At 34.1% G+C, this 21,377-nt stretch carries 21 protein-coding genes; 11 read left to right on the top strand and 10 right to left on the bottom strand.

What is annotated here, in order from left to right; genetic code table 11:
* Nucleotides 1-15 precede the first annotated feature (15 nt).
* The 7 genes from BLT80_RS14490 (at nucleotide 16) to BLT80_RS14520 (ending at nucleotide 7,298) form a co-directional block, all read left to right on the top strand.
* Nucleotides 16-1,629, top strand: a complete 1,614-nt coding sequence (locus BLT80_RS14490) for a S8 family serine peptidase (protein ID WP_092469279.1) — start codon at nucleotides 16-18, stop codon at nucleotides 1,627-1,629.
* Nucleotides 1,629-2,570, top strand: a complete 942-nt coding sequence (locus tag BLT80_RS14495; RefSeq protein ID WP_092469213.1) for an NAD(P)H-dependent flavin oxidoreductase — start codon at nucleotides 1,629-1,631, stop codon at nucleotides 2,568-2,570. The genes BLT80_RS14490 and BLT80_RS14495 overlap by 1 nt, the downstream gene beginning before the upstream one ends.
* A 211-nt stretch (nucleotides 2,571-2,781) precedes the next feature.
* Nucleotides 2,782-4,254 carry a potassium/proton antiporter gene (locus BLT80_RS14500; RefSeq protein WP_092469215.1) on the top strand — a complete coding sequence of 491 codons (1,473 nt, stop codon included), beginning with the start codon at nucleotides 2,782-2,784 and terminating at the stop codon, nucleotides 4,252-4,254.
* A gap of 132 nt (nucleotides 4,255-4,386) precedes the next feature.
* A complete protein-coding gene (locus BLT80_RS14505; protein WP_092469217.1) occupies nucleotides 4,387-4,896 on the top strand; it encodes a DUF3124 domain-containing protein in 510 nt (169 codons plus the stop codon).
* Between the two features lie 109 nt (nucleotides 4,897-5,005).
* A complete protein-coding gene (locus BLT80_RS14510) occupies nucleotides 5,006-6,385 on the top strand; it encodes an MATE family efflux transporter (protein ID WP_092469219.1) in 1,380 nt (459 codons plus the stop codon).
* A 119-nt stretch (nucleotides 6,386-6,504) separates the two neighbouring features.
* The gene (locus BLT80_RS14515; protein WP_092469221.1) at nucleotides 6,505-6,732 is read left to right on the top strand and encodes a hypothetical protein; all 228 of its coding nucleotides are present in this window, start codon (nucleotides 6,505-6,507) and stop codon (nucleotides 6,730-6,732) included.
* On the top strand, nucleotides 6,732-7,298 hold the full coding sequence (locus BLT80_RS14520; protein ID WP_092469223.1) for a phosphatase PAP2 family protein: 567 nt from the start codon (nucleotides 6,732-6,734) through the stop codon (nucleotides 7,296-7,298). Before BLT80_RS14515 ends, BLT80_RS14520 begins: the two co-directional genes overlap by 1 nt.
* Before the next feature lie 68 nt (nucleotides 7,299-7,366).
* Here the strand turns inward: BLT80_RS14520 and BLT80_RS14525 are convergent, their stop codons facing one another.
* The 5 genes from BLT80_RS14525 to BLT80_RS14545 all read right to left on the bottom strand — a co-directional run bounded on the left by BLT80_RS14525 (nucleotide 7,367) and on the right by BLT80_RS14545 (nucleotide 11,133).
* Entirely contained in the window at nucleotides 7,367-7,999 is a 633-nt protein-coding gene (locus tag BLT80_RS14525; protein ID WP_092469225.1) for a lipid-A-disaccharide synthase N-terminal domain-containing protein, read from the bottom strand.
* 34 nt (nucleotides 8,000-8,033) lie between these two features.
* Complete coding sequence (locus BLT80_RS14530) at nucleotides 8,034-8,750, bottom strand: glycosyltransferase (protein WP_092469227.1); 717 nt, start codon at nucleotides 8,748-8,750, stop codon at nucleotides 8,034-8,036.
* 101 nt (nucleotides 8,751-8,851) lie between these two features.
* On the bottom strand, nucleotides 8,852-9,442 hold the full coding sequence (locus tag BLT80_RS14535) for a hypothetical protein (protein WP_092469229.1): 591 nt from the start codon (nucleotides 9,440-9,442) through the stop codon (nucleotides 8,852-8,854).
* 29 nt (nucleotides 9,443-9,471) lie between these two features.
* Nucleotides 9,472-10,551 carry a methylmalonyl Co-A mutase-associated GTPase MeaB gene (meaB, locus tag BLT80_RS14540; RefSeq protein WP_092469231.1) on the bottom strand — a complete coding sequence of 360 codons (1,080 nt, stop codon included), beginning with the start codon at nucleotides 10,549-10,551 and terminating at the stop codon, nucleotides 9,472-9,474.
* 18 nt (nucleotides 10,552-10,569) lie between these two features.
* The gene (locus BLT80_RS14545; RefSeq protein WP_092469233.1) at nucleotides 10,570-11,133 is read right to left on the bottom strand and encodes a DUF2911 domain-containing protein; all 564 of its coding nucleotides are present in this window, start codon (nucleotides 11,131-11,133) and stop codon (nucleotides 10,570-10,572) included.
* Nucleotides 11,134-11,313: 180 nt separating this feature from the next.
* Here BLT80_RS14545 and BLT80_RS14550 point away from each other — a divergent pair, with 180 nt between their 5' ends.
* From BLT80_RS14550 to BLT80_RS14565, 4 genes are all read left to right on the top strand, one after another.
* A complete protein-coding gene (locus BLT80_RS14550; protein ID WP_092469235.1) occupies nucleotides 11,314-11,901 on the top strand; it encodes an RNA polymerase sigma factor in 588 nt (195 codons plus the stop codon).
* Nucleotides 11,885-12,454: a hypothetical protein gene (locus BLT80_RS14555; RefSeq protein ID WP_092469237.1), complete on the top strand. Its 570-nt coding sequence runs from the start codon at nucleotides 11,885-11,887 to the stop codon at nucleotides 12,452-12,454. The genes BLT80_RS14550 and BLT80_RS14555 overlap by 17 nt, the downstream gene beginning before the upstream one ends.
* 123 nt (nucleotides 12,455-12,577) lie before the next feature.
* Entirely contained in the window at nucleotides 12,578-14,131 is a 1,554-nt protein-coding gene (locus BLT80_RS14560) for a hypothetical protein (RefSeq protein WP_092469239.1), read from the top strand.
* Nucleotides 14,132-14,275: 144 nt separating this feature from the next.
* Complete coding sequence (locus BLT80_RS14565) at nucleotides 14,276-14,962, top strand: peptidoglycan DD-metalloendopeptidase family protein (protein WP_092469241.1); 687 nt, start codon at nucleotides 14,276-14,278, stop codon at nucleotides 14,960-14,962.
* On the opposite strand, the gene BLT80_RS14570 is transcribed toward BLT80_RS14565, so the two are convergent.
* From BLT80_RS14570 to BLT80_RS14590, 5 genes are all read right to left on the bottom strand, one after another.
* Entirely contained in the window at nucleotides 14,959-16,245 is a 1,287-nt protein-coding gene (locus tag BLT80_RS14570; protein ID WP_092469243.1) for an APC family permease, read from the bottom strand. The two genes, BLT80_RS14565 and BLT80_RS14570, sit on opposite strands and share 4 nt — an antisense overlap.
* Nucleotides 16,246-16,306: 61 nt before the next feature.
* Nucleotides 16,307-16,732: a hypothetical protein gene (locus BLT80_RS14575; RefSeq protein WP_092469245.1), complete on the bottom strand. Its 426-nt coding sequence runs from the start codon at nucleotides 16,730-16,732 to the stop codon at nucleotides 16,307-16,309.
* A 55-nt stretch (nucleotides 16,733-16,787) separates the two neighbouring features.
* Entirely contained in the window at nucleotides 16,788-18,695 is a 1,908-nt protein-coding gene (locus tag BLT80_RS14580) for a S9 family peptidase (RefSeq protein WP_092469247.1), read from the bottom strand.
* Nucleotides 18,696-19,036: 341 nt separating this feature from the next.
* A complete protein-coding gene (locus BLT80_RS14585; RefSeq protein WP_092469249.1) occupies nucleotides 19,037-19,600 on the bottom strand; it encodes a hypothetical protein in 564 nt (187 codons plus the stop codon).
* 117 nt (nucleotides 19,601-19,717) lie between these two features.
* The gene (locus tag BLT80_RS14590; RefSeq protein ID WP_092469251.1) at nucleotides 19,718-20,887 is read right to left on the bottom strand and encodes a hypothetical protein; all 1,170 of its coding nucleotides are present in this window, start codon (nucleotides 20,885-20,887) and stop codon (nucleotides 19,718-19,720) included.
* Nucleotides 20,888-21,377 lie beyond the last annotated feature (490 nt).

Raw genomic sequence — 21,377 nt, forward strand, 5'->3', positions numbered from 1 at the left:
TAGATGTATAGTTTTATGAAAAACATTTTTACAATACTACTTTTAATTTTTATCACGAAGAGTTTTGCGCAAGAAGACGCATGGATTTACCTAATAGACAAACCAAACGTTGCAGCTTCAATAGCTAATCCTACCAGTATTCTTACTCAAAAGGCCATAGATAGAAAACAGAATCATAATATTGCTATTGATGAACGTGATGTTCCAGTAAACGAAACCTATATTTCAGATTTAAAATCTCAAACAGGAATCACCGTCTTGGCTAAATCGAAATGGTTTAATGCCGTTCATATTAGAGGGACAGAAGATGATATAAATGCCCTAGGCAATCTAACATATGTTGAAAGTATTGATTTTGCTAATCAAAATTTGAATACATCTTCAAGAAGCAATTCAAGATTAAACAAAACAGAAACCGAAGACGAAACGATTGCTTTTACTTATGGGGATACTCAAAATCAGGTAGAAATGATTAATGTAGACCATCTTCATTTGGCTGATTTTACAGGAGATGGGATTACAATTGCAGTTATGGATGCAGGATTTCCGGGGGTGAATACAATAGACGCATTTCAACGGTTACGCGATAATGGAGACTTATTAGGGGGTTACGATTTTGTAGATCGAACTTCAGAGGTATATGACTTTATAGGTAGTAATCATGGCACTAAAGTGTTGAGTACTATGGCTGGTTTTGTTGAAGATGAATATGTTGGAACTGCACCAGAAGCATCATATTATGTGTTTAGAACAGAAGATGCCGGAAGTGAAAATCCTGTAGAAGAAAGTTATTGGGTAGAAGCTGCGGAGCGTGCAGATAGTTTAGGTGTAGATATGATTAATACGTCCTTGGGATATCAAACCTTTGATAATTCTAATTACAATTATACACCTGCAGATATGAATGGTGAAACAGCCTTTATTTCTAAAGGCGCTTCTATTGCAGTTGAAAAAGGAATTTTAGTGGTTGTAAGTGCAGGTAATTCTGGAGCCACAGATTGGCAAACAGTTGGTGCACCTGCAGATTCGCCAAATGTCTTGTCTATAGGAGGTGTAAATGCTGATGGTGATTATGTTACTTTTAGTTCGCAAGGAGGCGCTGCGCAAGTAGGTTATCAAAAACCGGATGTAGTTGCTAGAGCAGGATTGGCTTATGTGATTAATGAAAATAATACTATTGTTCAGAATAATGGAACATCGTTCAGTGGGCCCATTCTTTGTGGCGGTATTGCAGCGTTGTGGCAAGCTATTCCGAATGCTTTACCAACTGAAATTATGGATTATGTAAGGCAATCGGCTTCACAATATACTGATCCTGATGATTTTTTAGGATACGGAATCCCAGATTTAGAATTAGCAAAGAACTTAGCATTATCTCTGGATGAAGAACCTTTTGAGGATTTTAGAATTTACCCGAATCCGGTAAAATCGAACTTGAATGTAATACTACTTTCTATAGTAAACCAATTAGAGGTTTCGATTTATAACCAATTAGGTCAAGAAATTTTGAATCAATTTATAAATGAAAATTCTAAATCTATTAATGTTTCGGGTTTAGCTTCAGGATTATATATCATCAAACTTTCAACTAAATCTATTTCAAAAACGTTCAAATTTATAAAACACTAATGGCAAATAGAATCACGTCACTTTTCAATATAAAATATCCAATCATCCAAGCTGGAATGATTTGGAACAGTGGTTGGAGATTAGCTTCAGCTGCAAGTAACTCAGGTGTATTAGGGTTAATCGGAGCAGGTTCCATGTATCCAGACGTTTTACGAGAACACATTCAAAAATGTAAAGCAGCAACGGATCAACCATTTGGTGTTAATGTGCCCATGTTGTATCCAAATGTTCAAGAAATCATGGATATCATTGTTGAAGAGGGTGTGAAAATTGTTTTTACCTCTGCTGGAAATCCTAAAACTTGGACCAAATGGTTACAAGACAAAGGCATTACAGTAGTGCATGTGGTAAGTAGTGTAAAGTTCGCCTTAAAAGCGCAAGACGCTGGCGTCGATGCTGTTGTTGCAGAAGGTTTTGAAGCCGGAGGACATAATGGAAGAGATGAAACTACAACGTTGACATTGATACCAATGGTAAAGGAACAACTTGAAATTCCTTTAATTGCAGCAGGTGGTATTGCCACAGGAAAAGCCATGTTAGCCTGTATGATTCTGGGTGCCGATGGAGTACAGGTGGGAAGTCGATTTGTTGCGAGTGAAGAATCTTCAGCGCACCAAGCGTTTAAGCAAGTTGTTGTTGATGCTAAAGAAGGAGATACACAACTAACCTTAAAAGAATTAGCTCCTGTTAGATTAATAAAAAATAAATTCTACAACGACTTACAAGAACTTTATAAAACCAGTCCATCTACAGAGCAACTCAAAGAATTATTAGGAAGAGCTAGAGCCAAACGTGGTATGTTTGAAGGTAATTTAGACGATGGGGAATTAGAAATAGGTCAAATAGCAGGTTTAATTCACGATGTGAAACCGGTTGCTGAGATTGTAGAGGAGATAACACGTGAGTTTGAGGAAGCTAAGAAAGCCTTAATTACATTATAATTGGCTTTGAGATTTACGGATAATTAAAATCCGTTTAAGTCACTATAGATATGGTAATTAAAGTGGTTTTGTTTTACCATAAAAAGTTAATCTAGCTCTATTTTTTATAAGTTGATAATTTATTGAATCACTACGTTTTAAAACTCATATTTACTCACTTTTTTTTAATAAAAAACCTAAATTTGCGCTTGCTAATCTTAATTAGTAATGTATGAATTTAACCACTGAAAACATCCTCTTAATAGGTTCGCTATTACTTTTTATAAGTATTATTGTAGGTAAGACATCTTATAAATTTGGTGTTCCAACATTAATACTTTTTTTGGCTATAGGAATGCTAGCCGGTTCGGATGGTATTGGTGGTATTCGTTTTGATGATCCTAAATTAGCACAGTTTATAGGTATTGTTTCTCTTAACTTTATATTGTTTTCAGGTGGTCTAGATACTAATTTCAAAGCTATAAAACCCATTCTTAAAGAAGGGCTTGTTTTATCTACACTTGGCGTTTTTCTAACTGCAGCAACATTGGGAACATTTGTTTGGTTTGTAACCGATTTCACAATTTATGAAAGTATGTTGTTGGGATCCATTGTGTCTTCTACAGATGCGGCAGCTGTATTTTCTATTTTGCGTTCAAAAAATTTAGCATTAAAAACAAACTTAAGACCAACATTAGAGTTAGAAAGTGGAAGTAATGATCCCATGGCTTATGTGTTAACCTTGGCATGTTTAAGTTTAGTAATAAATCAAGACCAGAGTGTTCCTACTATGATTTTTATGTTTTTTCAACAGATGATCTTAGGTGGTATTGCTGGTTTCGCCTTTGGTAAATTGAGTAAGATTATTATTAATAGAATTAAATTAGGTTTCGAAGGACTTTATCCTGTTTTAGTTATTGCGCTGATGTTTATTACATTTTCAGCAACTGATTTTGTCGGAGGAAATGGATTTCTTGCCATCTATATCTGTGCTGTGTATTTAGGAAACCAAGATTTAATTCATAAGTCGACAATTTTAAAAATGTTTGATGGAATAGCATGGTTAATGCAAATTGTATTATTCCTTACTTTAGGTTTGCTTGTGTTTCCGTCTCAAATTATTCCTTACATGGGAATTGGGTTGTTAATCTCAGTATTCCTTATTCTTGTGGCGCGACCTGCAGCGGTGTTGATAAGTCTCATGTTTTTCAAGATGAAAATGAGAAGGCGCTTTTATATTTCCTGGGTTGGTTTACGTGGTGCCGTTCCGATAGTATTTGCGACCTATCCGCTTTTGGCAGGCATTGATAAAGCTAACATGATATTTAATATTGTCTTCTTTATTTCAGTGACCTCTGTTTTAATTCAAGGAACAACCTTATCTCTTTTTGCGAAATGGTTAAATGTGGCTCTACCAGAAGAAGTGAAACCTATTGCAGAGAACGACCGCTACATTCTTAATTTGCCTAAATCAGCAATGGAGGAAATCTTAATACCGCCTGATAGTTTTGCAGTACATAAACGAATTATAGATTTACATTTTCCTAATTCAGCATTTATTGTAATGATAAAACGAAATAATAAATTTGTACGTCCAGGAGGTTCTACGGTTATTGAAGCTAATGATACTTTAGTACTTTTATTAGATAATGAAGACAGCTTAAATGAAGTTAATATGATCCTTGATAAAACGCTGATAGGTTAAAATTAGTATTGCGCTTCAGTTGAGTAAATATTATTGTTTAGTTTTTATTTGTAGTTTTAAAATTTATCAGTATCATTAAGTGGATAAAATAATGCGAAGCAATACGATTTTAAAAGAATTAAATTATCACATATGAAAAGAATAATAGTTTTATTTATAGTGCTTTATGGTTTTTATTCTTGTAATGAAGGGCTGAATGATGATGGGTACGAAAAAATTAATTGGAGTGCACGACAAGCAAATCTTAAACTTACAGATTCTTTAGAATCCGGAAAATCATATCTATCCGTTTATTCTCAAATTTATAGCTATTCTCAGCATAAAATGTATAATCTTACTGCTATGATAAGTATAAGAAATACAAGTGCTAATGACACGCTATACTTATCTAAAATAGATTACTTTGATACACATGGCGCCTTATTAAAAACGTATTTTGAGAAACCGGTTTACTTAACTCCAATGGAAACTTTAGATATTGTTATTAATGAAGTGGATATTGCAGGTGGTACAGGTGGTAACTTTATTTTTGATTGGCAGACACCTAAAAATTCTCCTGAACCTATTTTTGAAGGGGTAATGACATCCACATCTGGTCAGCAAGGCCTCTCTTTTTTAACGCAAGCAAAAAGAATTGATTAATAACCTTTTATTTTAAGAGCTAATCGCGTCTTGTTATAATTTCAAAATACGCCTATTATTTACTAAATAATTCATTCTTAAAACTAAATGGAAGTATTACTTTTGCGCCATGGTTTTAAGCAACTACACTAAAGAATTTAGATACAATCTTAAGCTCGCATCTCCTGTGATGTTGGGTATGCTTGGTCATACTTTTGTGAGTTTTATAGATAATATCATGGTTGGCCAATTGGGTGCAACGGAATTGGCTGCAGTCTCTTTAGGGAACAGCTTTATTTTTATAGCCATGTCTATCGGAATTGGGTTTTCTACGGCAATTACCCCTTTAGTGGCAGAAGCTGATACTGAGAAAAATTTTGAAAAAGGAAAATCTGTGTTTAAGCATGGTCTTTTTCTTTGTACAGTTTTAGGATTAGTTTTATTCGGTATCTTGTTGTTTGCTAAACCTTTAATGTATATTATGGATCAGCCAGAAGAAGTGGTCGATTTAGCTATTCCGTATTTAGATTTGGTAGCATTTTCATTAGTACCATTGATTATTTTTCAAGCCTTTAAGCAATTTAGCGACGGATTGTCGCTAACCAAATACCCCATGTATGCAACAATAGTTGCCAATTTACTCAACGTCGCCATTAACTATGTGTTGATTTTTGGAAAGTTTGGTTTTCCTGAAATGGGAATTGTTGGTGCAGCAGTTGGGACCTTAGTTTCTCGTTTTGTTATGGTCGCTTATTTATGGTGGTTACTAGCAAAACGTGAAAAATCAAAAGCCTATGTCACTAATATAAAGTTCTTTCAATTAAGTAAACGGCCTATAAGAAAACTAAGTAATTTAGGACTTCCAAGTGCCATGCAAATGTTTTTTGAAGTCGGTATTTTTACGGCAGCCATATGGTTAAGTGGAACTCTAGGTGCCAATGCACAAGCTGCAAATCAAATCGCATTAAACCTATCGTCTATGACGTTTATGGTAGCCACAGGATTAAGTGTTGCGGCAATGGTTAGGGTAGGGAACCAAAAAGGATTAAATGATTTTACAGCGTTAAAACGTATTGCGGAATCTATATTTTTTGTGGGCTTTATTTTCGCAGTGATTTTTGCTTTACTGTTTGTGGCCTTCCATCAATTACTTCCAGATTTGTATGTGGATTTAGATGATCCGAAAAATGCAATGGATACGGCAGAAGTTGTAAGTATTGCTGCAACTTTATTGTTAGCGGCAGCGGTGTTTCAGATAAGTGATAGTCTTCAAGTGATTGCTCTTGGTGCACTGCGTGGGTTGCAAGATGTAAAAATGCCAACTATAATTACCTTTATTTCGTATTGGGTTGTCGGTTTTCCAATTAGTTATTATTTAGGAAAAGCAGAAGCTTATGGTAGTTTAGGTATTTGGATTGGGCTCATTGCAGGTTTAACAGTAGCAGCTATTCTTTTGTTTATACGGTTTAATCTACTGACTAAAAAACTTATCGTTAAATCATCAAATTAAGGCATAATCTTAACGAGTGTTTTGATATTTCAATATTACTCGAGTAGCTCATTCAAAATCTATATATTTGCAGCTTAAGTTGAAAAACTGCAGACTTTCAAACACAAAATTCAAAAAAAATGGAATTACCAAAATTCATATTAGGCGACAATACAGATTATCCTAACGCCATATTTATTATACATACTGAATTTCCTCGTTTTATAATTAATCTTGAAGATGATGAAGTAGAGTGGTTTGAAGAATTTGATCAGCACGATGAGAAGGAACTAGAAACTGAAACTGAAAACTATATTCAGCAAGCTACCGAGTTTTACGATAGAGAAATTGCGAGATACGACGATTAATGCTAGAACAACTTATAGAGTACGATAAAGAACTTTTTTTATACCTCAATAATTTAGGGTCTGAAACTTGGGATGGTTTATGGTTGGTAATCACCAATAAACTAACCTCTTTCCCTTTATATGCTTTATTGTTGTTTTTAATTTATAAAAAACTGGGTTATAAAGCATTAATACTTGCGGTAGTTATTGTGGCAGGAATGATTGCCTTTACAGATCAAATTACAAACCTTTTTAAGCTTTCTTTTGAACGCCCAAGACCATGTAGAGCAGAAGGTGTTATGGATTTAACACGTTTTGTTGCACCACGTTGTAGTTTATATGGTTTTTTCTCTGGTCATGCTTCTAACTCAATGGCGGCTGCCATCTTCGCTGGTTTGTTATTAAGACCTTATTTAAAGAACTTAATTTATCTCTTATTAGTTTGGAGTTTAGTTGTTGCTTATAGTCGCGTTTATGTCGGTGTTCACTATCCTTTAGACCTGTTATGTGGCATGACTTTTGGTGGACTTTCGGGTTTTGGATTCTATAAACTGTACAACTATATTTTCAAAAAATATATCGCTTAATAGAACTTAATTTATAGCAAAACTTCTATCATAATTACAGAGCTTAAGTAATTAAGACTTAGAAATTTTCAATAATCTTTATCTGTTGCTTGTTTAATTAAATACGTGTTACGAGCGTAAATCACCACACCAAATAAATGACCTACAAATAACACAGGATCTTTTCTTATAATAGCATACGCTAATATTAAACATGCGCCAATTAAACTTAGTACCCAAAATCCCATTGGTAAAATAGATGCTTTGTTGCGTTCAGAATAAACCCATTGATATACAAAACGAAGCGTGAAAATAACTTGGGCAATAATACCTAATGCCAATAGCCATGTAGGAATATCTGTATTTTGAAAAAGTAACTCGACATCAATTTTATTGTTATTATAATAGAATACAACGATTAATATCGGAACAATAAAAAGTAAATACTGTATAATTTTAGGGAATTTTTGCCATTGACCTTGCAGCTGTAAGTTTCGAATATATATATAATACGTCAAACTCTGCCCCAACATAATAGCGAAATCTAAGCGCAAGTACCCATAAATAAACAATAAGAAAGACGCTACTAAGCTGAGTATCCAAAATGCTTTTGGGGAACTAACTTTACGTTGCTTTTCTGAAGTGATCCATTGAATGATGAGCCGAGAAGAAAATAGAATCTGAGCTAAGAATCCGATGCTGTAAATAATCCAGTCTTTCAAATTGAATTTCTGTGTTTTATAATAGTTAATTCTATCATTTACTCGATTTAGAAATCTCGTAATTAATGTATTTTTTCTTCATCCATAAATAGGCAAAACAATCTATTAGAGGACCAAATAATCGGTTCCAAAATCCAAATTTTCCAGTACCAGCTATTCTGGGAAAATGTCGGACTGTAATTTGAGTCACCCGTCCATGTTGAAGCATTATCATAGCAGGTAAAAAGCGATGTAGTCCTCTAAACATGGGAATGCGTTTAGCATAATCTGTTTTAATAATTTTCAGCGGACAACCTGTATCAATCATTCCATCATGCGTAAAAGCACGTCTTATACCGTTTGCGATTTTTGACGACATACTTTTAACAAAAGAATCTTTTCGATTAGAACGTACTCCTGTAACTAATTCATAAGAATCAATATGGTCTAAAAGGATATTGAAATCTTCTGGCGTAGTTTGTAAATCGGAATCTATATAACCAACTAATTCTGAATCAACATTGTCAAAACCCGCTTTTATAGCAGCGCTTAAACCTCTGTTTTCTTTAAATGAGATGTATTCAAATGCATCATTGCGATCACAAATAGCCTCAATTACTGCTTGACTATCATCACTAGAGCCATCATTAACAAAGAGTACAGACGTTGTAACCTTAGCAATTTGAAGATATTTTAGTAGTTCTGATTCTACACGTTGTAAATTATCCTCTTCATTATAAACGGGAACTATGATGGTGAATTGGTACGTCATGCGGTCTATAGCTTTGTCTGTACAAAAGTATTGTTTTTTTATACGGCAGCAAGGTCTTGTGATTTAATGTGTATTCTATAGAAATTCTTAGAGCAAACGGTTTACTTAGAGGAATCCATTTTTAATCGTGTTTTATCTGTTATTTCCTGTAATTCCATATTTTCAGGATCGTTCATCTCATTCTTTACGGCTTCTACATAGTCTGGGGAATCTCTAAATTTTAGTTCTAATAGCGTTTCCGGTTTTGTTAAGTAAAACAAGACGCCAACGGCAAAAAATATTGAAAGACGAATTAAAAGTATTCTGTAAAATTTGTTTTTATGTGTAAAAAATTTAAAAATGACAATAGCAAGAATTGGTAATAAGCTGACTAAGCCTATCAATAGATTTAAATTTCCATAAGGCCATCTTTGAAATTTAAATAAAACACTAATTGAAATTAATGATAAAACAAAGCCAGTACCTATAGTTCCGATTATTCGCAATATGCTAATGTCTTTGTAAGATTCTTTTTTAAATAAATTCCTAAATCTTATTTGATTTAAAAGACCAAAGCTCAACACAAAGTAAAGTACTGCCAATAATAAGGTAAGTAAGGAAATTAATAATGCGGCATAAGGATACGTAAAGAATAATCGTAATATCATTAATAGTAGTATCGTAATACCTAAAGTCATTTCAGTCTGCTTCATTTTTGAATGGAATTTTTTTGATGTGTTAATTAAAGCGAAAGCAAATACTCAGCAGCAGCAAATGGCGTTGTTTTACCAACTTCAACCAGTTTAATTTGCTGAGGTAATGCCAATTTAATTTTGGAGGCGTTGTAGAAATCAGACTTTAAACGGTCTTCAATTGTTTGGAGTAGCCAAAATTTATTCTGATTATTTCTGTTGGTTTCAAAATACTGATTCTCTGATGTGGTTTTAGTATAATCTTCAATCATATTCCAAACTTCAGGTATACCTTCACGTTCCAGGGCACTGCATAGAGTTACTTTTGGTGTCCATTCTGAAGATTTTGCAGGATATAAATGCAATGCCCTATTAAATTCTACTTTAGCCATTTTAGCGGCTTTTAAATTGTCACCATCGGCTTTGTTAATCACAATAGCATCTGCCATTTCTATAATGCCCCGTTTTATGCCTTGTAGTTCATCACCAGCTCCAGCGAGTTTTAGTAATAAAAAGAAATCGACCATACTATGTACTGCGGTTTCACTTTGTCCAACTCCAACAGTTTCAATAATAATAGTATCAAAACCAGCAGCTTCACATAGAATAATTGTTTCACGTGTTTTTCTAGCGACACCTCCTAAAGAATTTCCGGAAGGAGAAGGGCGTATAAACGCATTTTCATTTTTTACTAAATCTACCATTCTAGTTTTGTCTCCCAAAATACTACCTTGACTTAAACTACTACTTGGGTCTACGGCTAAAACAGCTACTTTTTTTTGTAAAGACGTGAGGTGAATTCCAAAAGCTTCAATAAAGGTGCTTTTACCCACACCGGGAACACCTGTAATTCCTATTCTAATAGAGGTATTAGAATAAGGTAAACATTTAGTTATAATCTCGTTTGTTTTTTTAGTATGTGAAGGATTGGTACTTTCGATTAAGGTAATGGCTCTACTTAAAGCCGTTATATTTCCTGAGAGAATACCAGACACTAGATCATCAACTGAAATGATTTTTTTTCGATTCGCTTTTATAATTTTAGCGACATTAGGGCTTAAACTATTTGGCGATTGAACACCATCTTGTTCATGCAAAGCAGATTTGTATGTCTTGTTTTTCTTTGCCACTTTGCAATTAATTTATTTTTAGATTTTTGCTTCTTTAACTTCAATTGGGACTTCAATTAAGGTATTGTCCCAAGCCATAGTTAATTTTAAATGACCTGTCTTATTATCAAAAGCAATGGTAAAGCGTTCTACAGTAACATCTAATTCTTGAGCAGGAACAAGCAACTCAAGTGCATCGTAGTTGGGATCCCACATTGGTTCCATTTTTTCATCAACACCCCAATCGTATTGTTTAGAGTTAAACATGACTTTCCATTTGTCTTTCATTGGTACGGTCCAAATGGTATATTTCCCTTTATTTAATATTATGCCATCAATGAGTAATCTTTGATTGGTTTCAAAAGTAGTCGCTTCGTTTGCACCTGTTCGCCATACTTTGTCGAATGGTACCAATGCCCCAAAAATATCTCGATCACGTTTTGCAGGTCTATTATATTCTACTTTAAGAGTTAAATCGTTAAGTGATATTTCGGCAGTATCTTTTGGACTTAAGGGAGGGGAAAAAATATCTTCAACAAATACAGAATATAATAGCAAACCTAAAGCTAAAATAGATAAGATAATAAGGAGGCGTTTTAACATAGTTGTTAATCTTAAATAATTCGGGTTAAAAATGAAAGTGCAAACTTATGCATTCAAGATTTAAAGATAATTCAAATCCCTAACTTTATGGATGTCAAACGTTGAATTTTATCTAAATCTTATAAAATTGAAAACTTTTTTTAAGATTCTTGCAACACTTCAATTTTTGTGTCGTCTTTAATGTGTAACCAATCAAAAACCAAAACCAAAATCAGTACGTTTCAAATTCATATTGTTGAAAAATGCAAACAGAACGATAGACAAGCGCAGATGCAATTGTACAATCAATACTGTAACGGCATGTTAATTGTCGCACTTCGATTTGTTAAAGATAGAATGGAGGCGGAAGATGTTGTACAAGAAGCGTTTATAAATGCGTTTTCTAAATTAGAACATTTTAAAGCTGAAGTCAGTTTTGGGGCGTGGTTAAAACGCATTGTCATCAATAGATGTATTGATGTTTTAAAGGCTAAAAAACAGCGTTTGGTTGAATTAGAAGAGCATCACTTAAGTGTGATTGAAGACAACAACGAAATGGATTGGACTGTTGAAGATGATATTACCGTTGAAGACGTAAAATTAGCGATAGCAGCCTTACCCGAAAAATATAAGGTTGTGGTGCTATTGTATTTAATAGAGGGTTACGATCACAAAGAAATATCTGAAATTTTAAGTATTTCTGAAATCGCATCTCGAACACAATTATCGCGAGGAAAACAAAAATTAAAAGACGCATTAAAATTAGAAAAAAATGGCACAAGATCTTAGAAATTTATTTGAAGAAGACTCAAAAGATCAGCAGACAAAAATGTCTGAAGGTCATGAAGCACGTTTTCTTGAAAAATTAGAAAATGAGTTTCCAAAGGAGCGAAAATCAACTCACAGATTTAGCTTTTTAAATATCGCTGCAAGTGTGGTATTGCTTTTAGGCTTAAGTTATGGAGGGTATCAATATTTTCAAACTCCTTCAGAAACAGTTGAGCCAACTAAAATTGTTGATGCAGAACTAAAATCTTTAGGAGATGTATCTCCGAGTTTAAAAAAGGTGGAAGATTACTATTTAGCTAGCATTAATTTAGAATTATCTAAAGTGCAACTCACCCCTGAGAATAAGGAATTATTTGATGGGTATGTGGAACGGCTAAAAGAGTTAAACGATGAATATAAAGCCTTAACCATTGAGTTAAATACCAATGGCCCCAATGAAGCCACTTTAGATGCTTTAATTAATAATTTAAAATTTAGACTCAATTTAGTAATGCGACTTAAAGAAAAACTAAAAGAGTTTAATGACGATGTATTTTCTGAAGAAAGTGTTTAAAGTGGTGCCACGCTAAGCGCAGTCAAAGTAGTATAAAATCAATCAATCAATCAATCAATCAATTAAATCAAAAAACGAACAGATTATATTCAGCTTATTGGGTATTTCTAAAAATCAAAAATTATGAACACAATTAGAATTTTAGTAATGTGCCTTATAACCACGTTTGGTTATGCACAAAAAAAGATGACTAAAACATCACAATCTATCAAAGTGAACAAAGAGGTCGTTGTCGATTTAAACACCAGTTATGTAGAGATAGAAATAGATACATGGAATAAAGATGTGGTGGAAGTTGAGGCTTATATTGAAGGCGATAAATTATCTGATGCCGAATTAAAACAAGCTTTAGAAAACTGGAATCTGAAAGTAGAAGGGTCTAGTAATAGGGTGCTTATATCTTCAACAGGAGGGAGTGGTTCTGCCTTATTTCCGCATTCAGAATATTCTAATGCTTTAGCAGAATTAGAGTACCGATTAATCGAATTACCAGAAATGCCAGAAATGCCAATGATGCCGATGATGCCTTCAATAGCAGAAATGCCATTGATACCAGAAATGCCAGAAATGCCTATAATGCCAAAATTACCTGAGTTGCCAAAAGGCATTACGACTATAGAATTTGATTACGAAGAATATCAAAAAGATGGTGAAAAATACTTAGCCGAATGGAGCAAAAAGTATGAAAAGAAAGGTGGTAAAGAATTTCAGAAAAAAATGGAAGATTGGGCACGTAAATTTGGAGAGTCAGGATACCAAGAAAAAATGCAAAAATGGGGTGAAAAGTACGGTCAGCGTTTTGAAGGTAAGTGGGCAAAAGATATGGAAGAATGGGGAGAGAAATTTGGCAAAATTTACGGTAAGGATATAGAAAAATGGGGAGAGGAATTTGGAGAGAAATTCGGAAAAGAATGGGAAGAGAAAATGGAAGTTTGGGGAGAAAATTTAGCGAAACAAATGGAGGAGCGTGCTGAAGCCATGGAGAAGAGAGGTGAGTCAATGGAAAAACGCCAGGAAGCACTTGCAAAACGGCATGAATATTTGGCGGATAAAAGAGCGTCTATTTTGGTGAAGCGATTAGAATCAGGAAATAATAGCAAAGTAAAAAAGGTGATTAAAATTAAAATCCCTAAGAAAGCCAAACTAAAGACTAATATTAGGCATGGTGAATTAAAAATAACAGCTGCAATACATAATATGAAAGGTGATATTTCACATTCATTTTTAGTAGCAGAATACATTGATGGAAGCGAGACTTCCATCAATGTATCCTATTCTCCAGTAATGGTAAATACATGGAATTTAGGGACTTTAAATCTTAATTTTGTGGATAAAGCTCAGATTAAAACGGCTCAAAATTTAGTGCTAAATTCTAAATCGTCTAATGTAACTGTAGGCAATTTAATAGACACGGCTATTATTGATGGGAGTTTTGGCGATTTAAAGATTTCCAATTTAAGTGCTACTTTTAAAAATCTCAATTTAGTTTTAGAAAATAGTGATGCCCTTATTAATTTGCCAAAAGATATAGATTATACCCTTTATTTTAAAGGTAACCGTTCTAAGTACAATAATAAGGCAACGACGCAAAAAACACTTCGTAATTATCCTGAAGGACAAAGTTCTAACCGAAATATTATGGTGAATGCTAAATTTAGTAATGTGATTATTAATTAAAGCGTAATTATAATGTCTGGTTGCGTGTAGTTGACATCTATTTGTTTATTGACTGCGACGAATCTTCGATTTTTAATTTATTATTAAACTCACATTCAGTTTTCCATGAGATAGATTTTCTATTTTTATGGAAATTTTGTTTTTATGTCATTTCTCACTTTCGAAGCCTTTTTAAATTCACTCCAACCACATTCGTTGTTGGACGCTGATCGTACTTCTAACGATTTTATTACACTCGATTTATCAATTCATAATCCGGAATTAAAAGCCGTTAACGTATCATCTTCAGATGATTTAGAACGCTTTATTTGGAAGTATATCAAAACCAATGGTGCCAAAATCGCTTATGGAGGTTATTTGGAAAAGCGTGGCATCTACCAACGTAGCACCTATTTTAATCAACAAAATCCTGAGGAAGAACGCAATATTCATTTAGGTATGGATTTGTGGATAGAGGCTCATACTCCAATTTACGCTCCTTTAAATGGAACAATTCATAGTTTTAAAAACAATACCAATCATGGAGATTATGGACCAACCATTATTTTAAAACATCATATTGAAGGTGCTGAATTTTATACCTTATATGGGCATTTAAGCTTGACTTCAATTCAAGATTTAGAAGTTGGAGTAGAAGTAACCCAAGGAGACCTAATCGCAACACTGGGAACCGCTGAGGTTAATGGCGATTATCCTCCTCATTTACACTTTCAGATTATAAAAGATATCCAAGATTTTAGCGGAGATTATCCAGGCGTGAGTAATCAACTCGATTTAGCCTTTTATAAAGCAAACTGTCCTGATCCTAATTTACTTTTAAAGCTGTCTTAGCTTTTTCTTCGCTTTTCAGAAGTTTTAAAAATCCATTCCGCAATAAAGCATAAAGCAATAATTGCCCCAGAAACGAGCACACCTGTAAGGTTCGATTTGTACTGTTGATTGATTAATATCACTAAGGCTAAAACACAAAGTGTACAACCAACGATCGGAATTATTTTATTACTACTCGTGTCTTTAGAGGTTTTGAAACCCACAAAATTAACGATGCCAAAAATGATGATAAACCCAACACTTCCGGCAGTGGATATACTTTCTAAATCTAATATATTCACTAAAACTAAAGTCGAAATAGCTGTGACTAGTAAACCAATGGGTTGATTCCAAAGTTTAGATGTAAAGTGATGTGGTAATTCATCATCTTCTGCAATTTCAAAATTAACACGACTACCTCCATATAAGGAGGCATTTATCGCAGAGAATGTAGAGATGAGCGCTGCAATCGTAATAATGGTAAATCCTATTTGTCCTAACATCGGTTTTGCTGCTTCTGCTAATACGTAATCTTCTGCTGTGGCAATTGTATCAAAAGGCAATGAGCCAACGGTGACTATGGCAATGATAATGTATAACACAATAACAAAAATAACAGAGCCATAATAAGCTCTAGGGATGTTCTTTTTTGGGTTGATAATATCTGGAGCCGCATTCGCAATAAGTTCAAAACCTTCATAAGCTACAAAAATCACCATGCCTGCAGCAAATAATTGCACTGGAGATTCCCAATGCGAAATGGCCAATTGTGATAGGTTAGGGTTTCCGATGAGACCATAAGCGCCAACACCTATAAAGCCAAAAAGTATAATCAGTTTTATGATCACAGCATAAGATTCTATTTTTCCAACAACAGCAATACTATAATAATTTATGGCTGTGGCAAGGATGATAATGGCGCTTGCATAAATATGAAAGTCGACTGTTGTGTTTGATGTCAACTCTAATAAATTAGGAGCATACGATCCAAAAGCAGAAGCGTAGAGCGAGAGCATAATAATATAGCTAATCCAGAGTAAGTTATTAATAGCTCCACTAAAAATAGACACCCCAAAGCCTTGGTTAATAAACTTTACGGTGCCACCTCGGTCAGGATAGTGTTGCGATAGTTTTACATAACTATAGGATGTAATTAAAGCCAAAATACCAGCAAATAAAAAGGCTACAGGTGTTCCGCCTTGGGCTATGGATACGGCTAAACCGAGAACGGCAAAAATACCACCACCAACCATACCACCTATACCAATAGAAATCGCGTCTTTTAAACTTATTTTGTCTGCCATGTTAAAAGCACTGATTAGTTATTTGAAGGAGGATTTAAAAGTTACCAATACACTATTGTATTTATGTTTTATGAATTGCCTTAGGTTTGTTTATCGTTTTAGAGGCTACTACATGCCCTAAATAGAAACCAATAATTGCAAATACACCATCTGAAAGTGTAAACCACAGTTCTTTTGGTAACATAATGATGTTAAAAAATGTAGCAGCAAGCATTAGCGCCCCAACAATGTAACTTGGTACCATACTGGTTTTAGATATTTTGGCAGCTACAAACATTCCAATAAGAACTCCTGTGAAATGGGCTATGACCACACAGATTTTGATGCCTACAGGAATCTTATTCATGTTGTTGCTTAGCCAATCCATATTTAATGGGTCTGCACCATCTGGTAAAGGAAATAGGTTATGACCAATAAGGTTTTCGATGATGTAAACGGTTACAGATGCTGCAATAAAACCAATTATGGTTGCTACTATATTTCTCATTATGGACGTTGGTTAGTTATAATAAATTCAGTTTATGCTTAAAAGGTATGACATTTTATAAGGTTTCCTTTAACCACTTAAAAAATTCGTGTTGCCAAACTAATGCATTTTGAGGGTTTAAAACCCAGTGGTTTTCTTCAGGAAAATACAATAACTTACTTTTTAAACCTAGCAGTTGTGCCGTTTGGTAAGCAGCTAATCCTTGCTCAATTGGCACTCTGTAATCTTTTCCACCTTGAATAATTAACATCGGAGTATTCCATTCTGCCACCTTGTTTACAGGATTAAATTCATTATAAGCCTTTTGTGCAGCTTCATTTGTGGTGTCCCAATAGTTACCTCCAAAATCATGGTTTACAAAAAATAATTCTTCTGTGGTACCATACATAGATCTCGTATCAAAAACACCATCGTGAGAAATGAAAGTTTTAAAGCGATTGTTATGAATTCCTGCTAAATAAAATACGGAATAGCCACCAAAACTAGCACCAATAGCACCCAATCGGTCGTTATCTACATAGGGTTCTTTTGCGATAGCATCAATAGCAGAAAGGTAATCGTCTATGACTTGTCCTCCCCAATCTTTACTGATATCTTCATTCCATTTTACACCATGTCCTGGCATACCACGACGGTTAGGTGCTACGACAATATAGCCTTGTGACGCCATGAGTTGGAAATTCCAACGGTACGAATAAAACTGAGATAATGCCGATTGCGGTCCACCTTGCGCATATAATAGCGTTGGATACTTTTTTGTAGCATCAAAATTAGGAGGTAAAATGACCCAAACTAACATTTGCTTACCGTCTGTTGTAGTCACGTAGCGTTTTTCGACTTTAGGTAGATCGACACTATTGTATATATCCTTGTTGATGTTGGTGAGTTGGTTAAAGCTTTTCTTTTTTAGGTTGAAATTATAAATATCAGCCGCATGGTTCATGTCGGTTCTTGTCACCAATAAGGTGTTGTCCTTTTGAGCGATAATACTGGTCACGTCAAACTGTCCTTCAGAAAGTTGTTCTACTACCGGAGCGATACGTTTTTTACCTGGATAATTCACTTTAAAAAGTTGAATAGTCCCATCAACAGCTGCTGTAAAATACACATGATTTCCGTCGTTACTCCATGTAAAGCTTCTTACAGTGCCATCCCATTGTTGGGTTAAATTCTGTTTTATGCCGTTGTTTAAAACAATGATGTCATTTTTATCACTTTCGTAACCATCGGTTTTCATTTGTAACCACGCCAAAGCACCATTTGAAGAAAACGCCGGATTGGTATCGTAGCCTTTGTTATCTTCTGTAATGTTCTCCGTAGTTTTAGTGGCTAAGTTGTATTTGTAAATATCCGTATTGGTACTGGTAGCATAAGCTTTGCCTTTTAGTTTTTTGCTGACGTAGTAAATGGCTTTGCTGTCTGGCGACCAGATATAATCTTCATCACCACCAAAAGGTTTTTGAGGTGTGTGGTAAGGTTCATTAGGCATAATGTCAATGCCTGTGGCATCTTCTGAACCTACTTTTTTATAAAACAAATGGTTGAAGTTGCCATCGCTCCAAGTATCCCAATGGCGAATGTCTAAGTCTGAAAATATATACACATTAGATTTATCTAGATGCTTATAAACGTCTGTACCCTTTATGTTTTCGATTTGAACTTCGTTATTAAATAACTGATAGTTACCATCTGCAGAGGTGTTTTTGTCTGTCGCTTTTACGTCTTCCTTTTTAATTTCGACGATAGTGCCACCATCTACAGGCATTTTAAAGTACTTAGAGTCGTAACTATTGTCGCTTATGTTTGGTGTTTTAACTGTGAAAAATAGGGTAGCCCCTTCGCTATCTAAACCCATAACACTAAGGCGTTCTACTTGCCATAACAATTCTGGGGTCATGGTTTTTTGTGCGATCATTAGGTTGCTTGTCAGGATAAAAGTGAAAATAAGGAGGGTGTTTTTCATAATGGAGGTTTCAATAATTTGCAAGTGTAAAGTTAAGAAGATTTTTCCATTGCATGGAATCGTAGTGTAAGTCTTCTTTGGTTGTGTAACAGGTTTATGAGTTGAGTTAGTGTGTGAATTATTAGTGATTTGGGGTAAAGCCGGTCTAGACCTTAATATGACTCGCTTTAACCTTGCTTTAACCACGTTATAAGCATACTATAACCACGCTATAACCTGTATTTTGAAATGTATGTTTTTTGCATGAAAAAGGGAGCATTTTAGTATAACGCTATTTTGTTTGGACGCGTTATGGTATGGCATTGGAACTGGGATTTAGAACCGTATTCTGTTGTAAGAGGTTATTTTTTTAATGGAATTGTGATTCCTACCGCCATGGCTCCAACAAACTGTTTAACAGAAGGTTGAGAGTAATAGGTAAATCCTAAATCGACATTATTGTTTTTTCCTAATTCTAGTCCGAATGCAAATGGGATGTGATAGATGATACCGCCTTTATCAATATAATCGTAGTATGTGAAGGTTTCAAATTTACCGATAGACGCTCCTATTCCTAGTTCAAGATAGGGTGCCACCCAAGGAATTGGTGCTCTAAGTCTCGCTTTTCCTCCAAGTAAAAAGGCTTTGGATTCTGCTTTTTCATCGGTAGGATTGTTATTTAAATCTTTACCATTTGAACTCGTTAAAATTAGACCAGCATAAGGTCTTAATTCAAACCAAGAACGGACTTTTAGTACGAGTTCTCCTTGAAAGTAAATACCGCTATCAGCTACGTCATCCAAGCTATTATAAGGTACGCTAATGCCGTATCCGATTATGGCATTGATTGATTTTTCCTTTACAAACTGTGCGCTTACGATGTTTGAAGCGAGAACTACGATTATTACGATCAAGATTTTTTTCATAATGTGTGGTTAGGTTTTAGTATAGGGATGTTTAGGTGTTTTATGGAACTAATTTAAGGAATAAAATATTTAATGCGTGTTATTTTTTTTTGCTATGGTACTTTGTTGGCAGTAGATTTATTCTTTTATTAATTCAGGTAAATTATTTTTCCAGTCCGTAATTAAAAATTTGTCTAATATTCTTTTGTCATCTCCAATTACGTAACACATTCTTGAGCAATATTGCATCCTATATTTTTTATAGAAATCTTGGTTGAATGTATTCTGCATATCAATATGTAGTCCGTCTAAATTTGTTTTAATGTTTGAATCTATATGAAGAACGTTTATATCCTTATAATTGTTTTGAATTTCATAGAAGGCGTTTGTTGATTCGACATCTCCACCACAGCCGCAAGAATTAGCGATTATAGTTGTTTTATTAAACAAATTTGAACTGTTAATCGTATCTCCTTTGGTGGTAACAATTTTAAATGCAGGTGCAATCATTCCAACTTGAGTTCCAATTTTTGACTCCGTATGTTTTTCTTTTACCAGACTAATATACTCTCCATTATTTGATATACTATCGAATTTATAAGACGCACCATTTAGATTTATAAATTCGCCTAACTTCCTTAAATCACGTTTATTTATTGAATCTATTCTCTTACCATTTTGAGAAATTAATGATATTTCAGAATCTAGGCCATAAGTAAAACTTCTAGCATTTCTGTATTCAATAATCCCAATTTCATAATTATTATTATCAATATTGAACTTTGCCAACAAATGTTCACTTCTACCTACAAACAATCGTTTATTGACTAAACCGATTTTTATCCAAGATGAATCCGTTACAATTTCATTTCCATTTGAAATTAAATATCTACACTTTATTAGAGGTTCAGTAGAGTCCCATTTCATTATTTCAATCGGTCTAATCTTATCATCACTTAAGTCTTTGTTATTATTTTCATCAACAGAAAATACTTCCTGCCTATTTTTTATTCCTTTTATAATATCCACATAAAAATGTTCTTTTTCTTGAAAATCAGTTTCCAATAAAAAACGTTGAGCATTTTGAATTTGATTTGGATATTTAATTGGATAGGGGAAGGTGTCTGACTGCTTTTTAAATTCTATAGGAACAGCACCTAATGGAAATAAATTTTCACCTTTTTGTTTTTCAGTACGAATTATTAATGTGTCTTTAGCAACTGTAAAAGAGTTTAAAATATAATCGTTATTTTTTTTACAACTGGATAATAGAATTAGGATTAGAAAGGCTTTGTTGAATGATTTCATTTGGTAGATTGGTTATTGTTGAAATTACTGCCTACGGCTTTGTATATGGTTTACTTCGCCTATTCGCTGCGCTCGGGTGTTGCGTGGTTAAGTAACTAAGTTAGTAAATTATTACCGACCAAGAAAGTCTGCGAGGATTTTGGCAAGTAGGCTAGAATTAGCAATAAATTATATACGGCTTAAGTTTACAATTAATTAAATTTAAGCATAAATCAGAAAAGACAAAAGAGAGGAATAAGGTTAATATACACGCAGAGACTTTAGATCTCGTCAACATTGAAAATCCCCTCTCTTTTCTACACAGATTTCGTACAGTTCTGTGAGGCTTTTAGACCTCGATTTTAAGTCGTTGAAACTCGCGTAGTATGTCCTTTCAAAAAAACATTTTCTTATGAATAAAGATATTAAATATTTTGGAATTGACATCAGCCAAAAGGTTTTTGATGTTACAGATTCTGATGGTAATTACTATCAGTTTAAAAACAATGAA

Origin of the sequence: Winogradskyella thalassocola (assembly GCF_900099995.1) — a bacterium.
GTDB classification, from domain to species: Bacteria; Bacteroidota; Bacteroidia; order Flavobacteriales; family Flavobacteriaceae; genus Winogradskyella; species Winogradskyella thalassocola.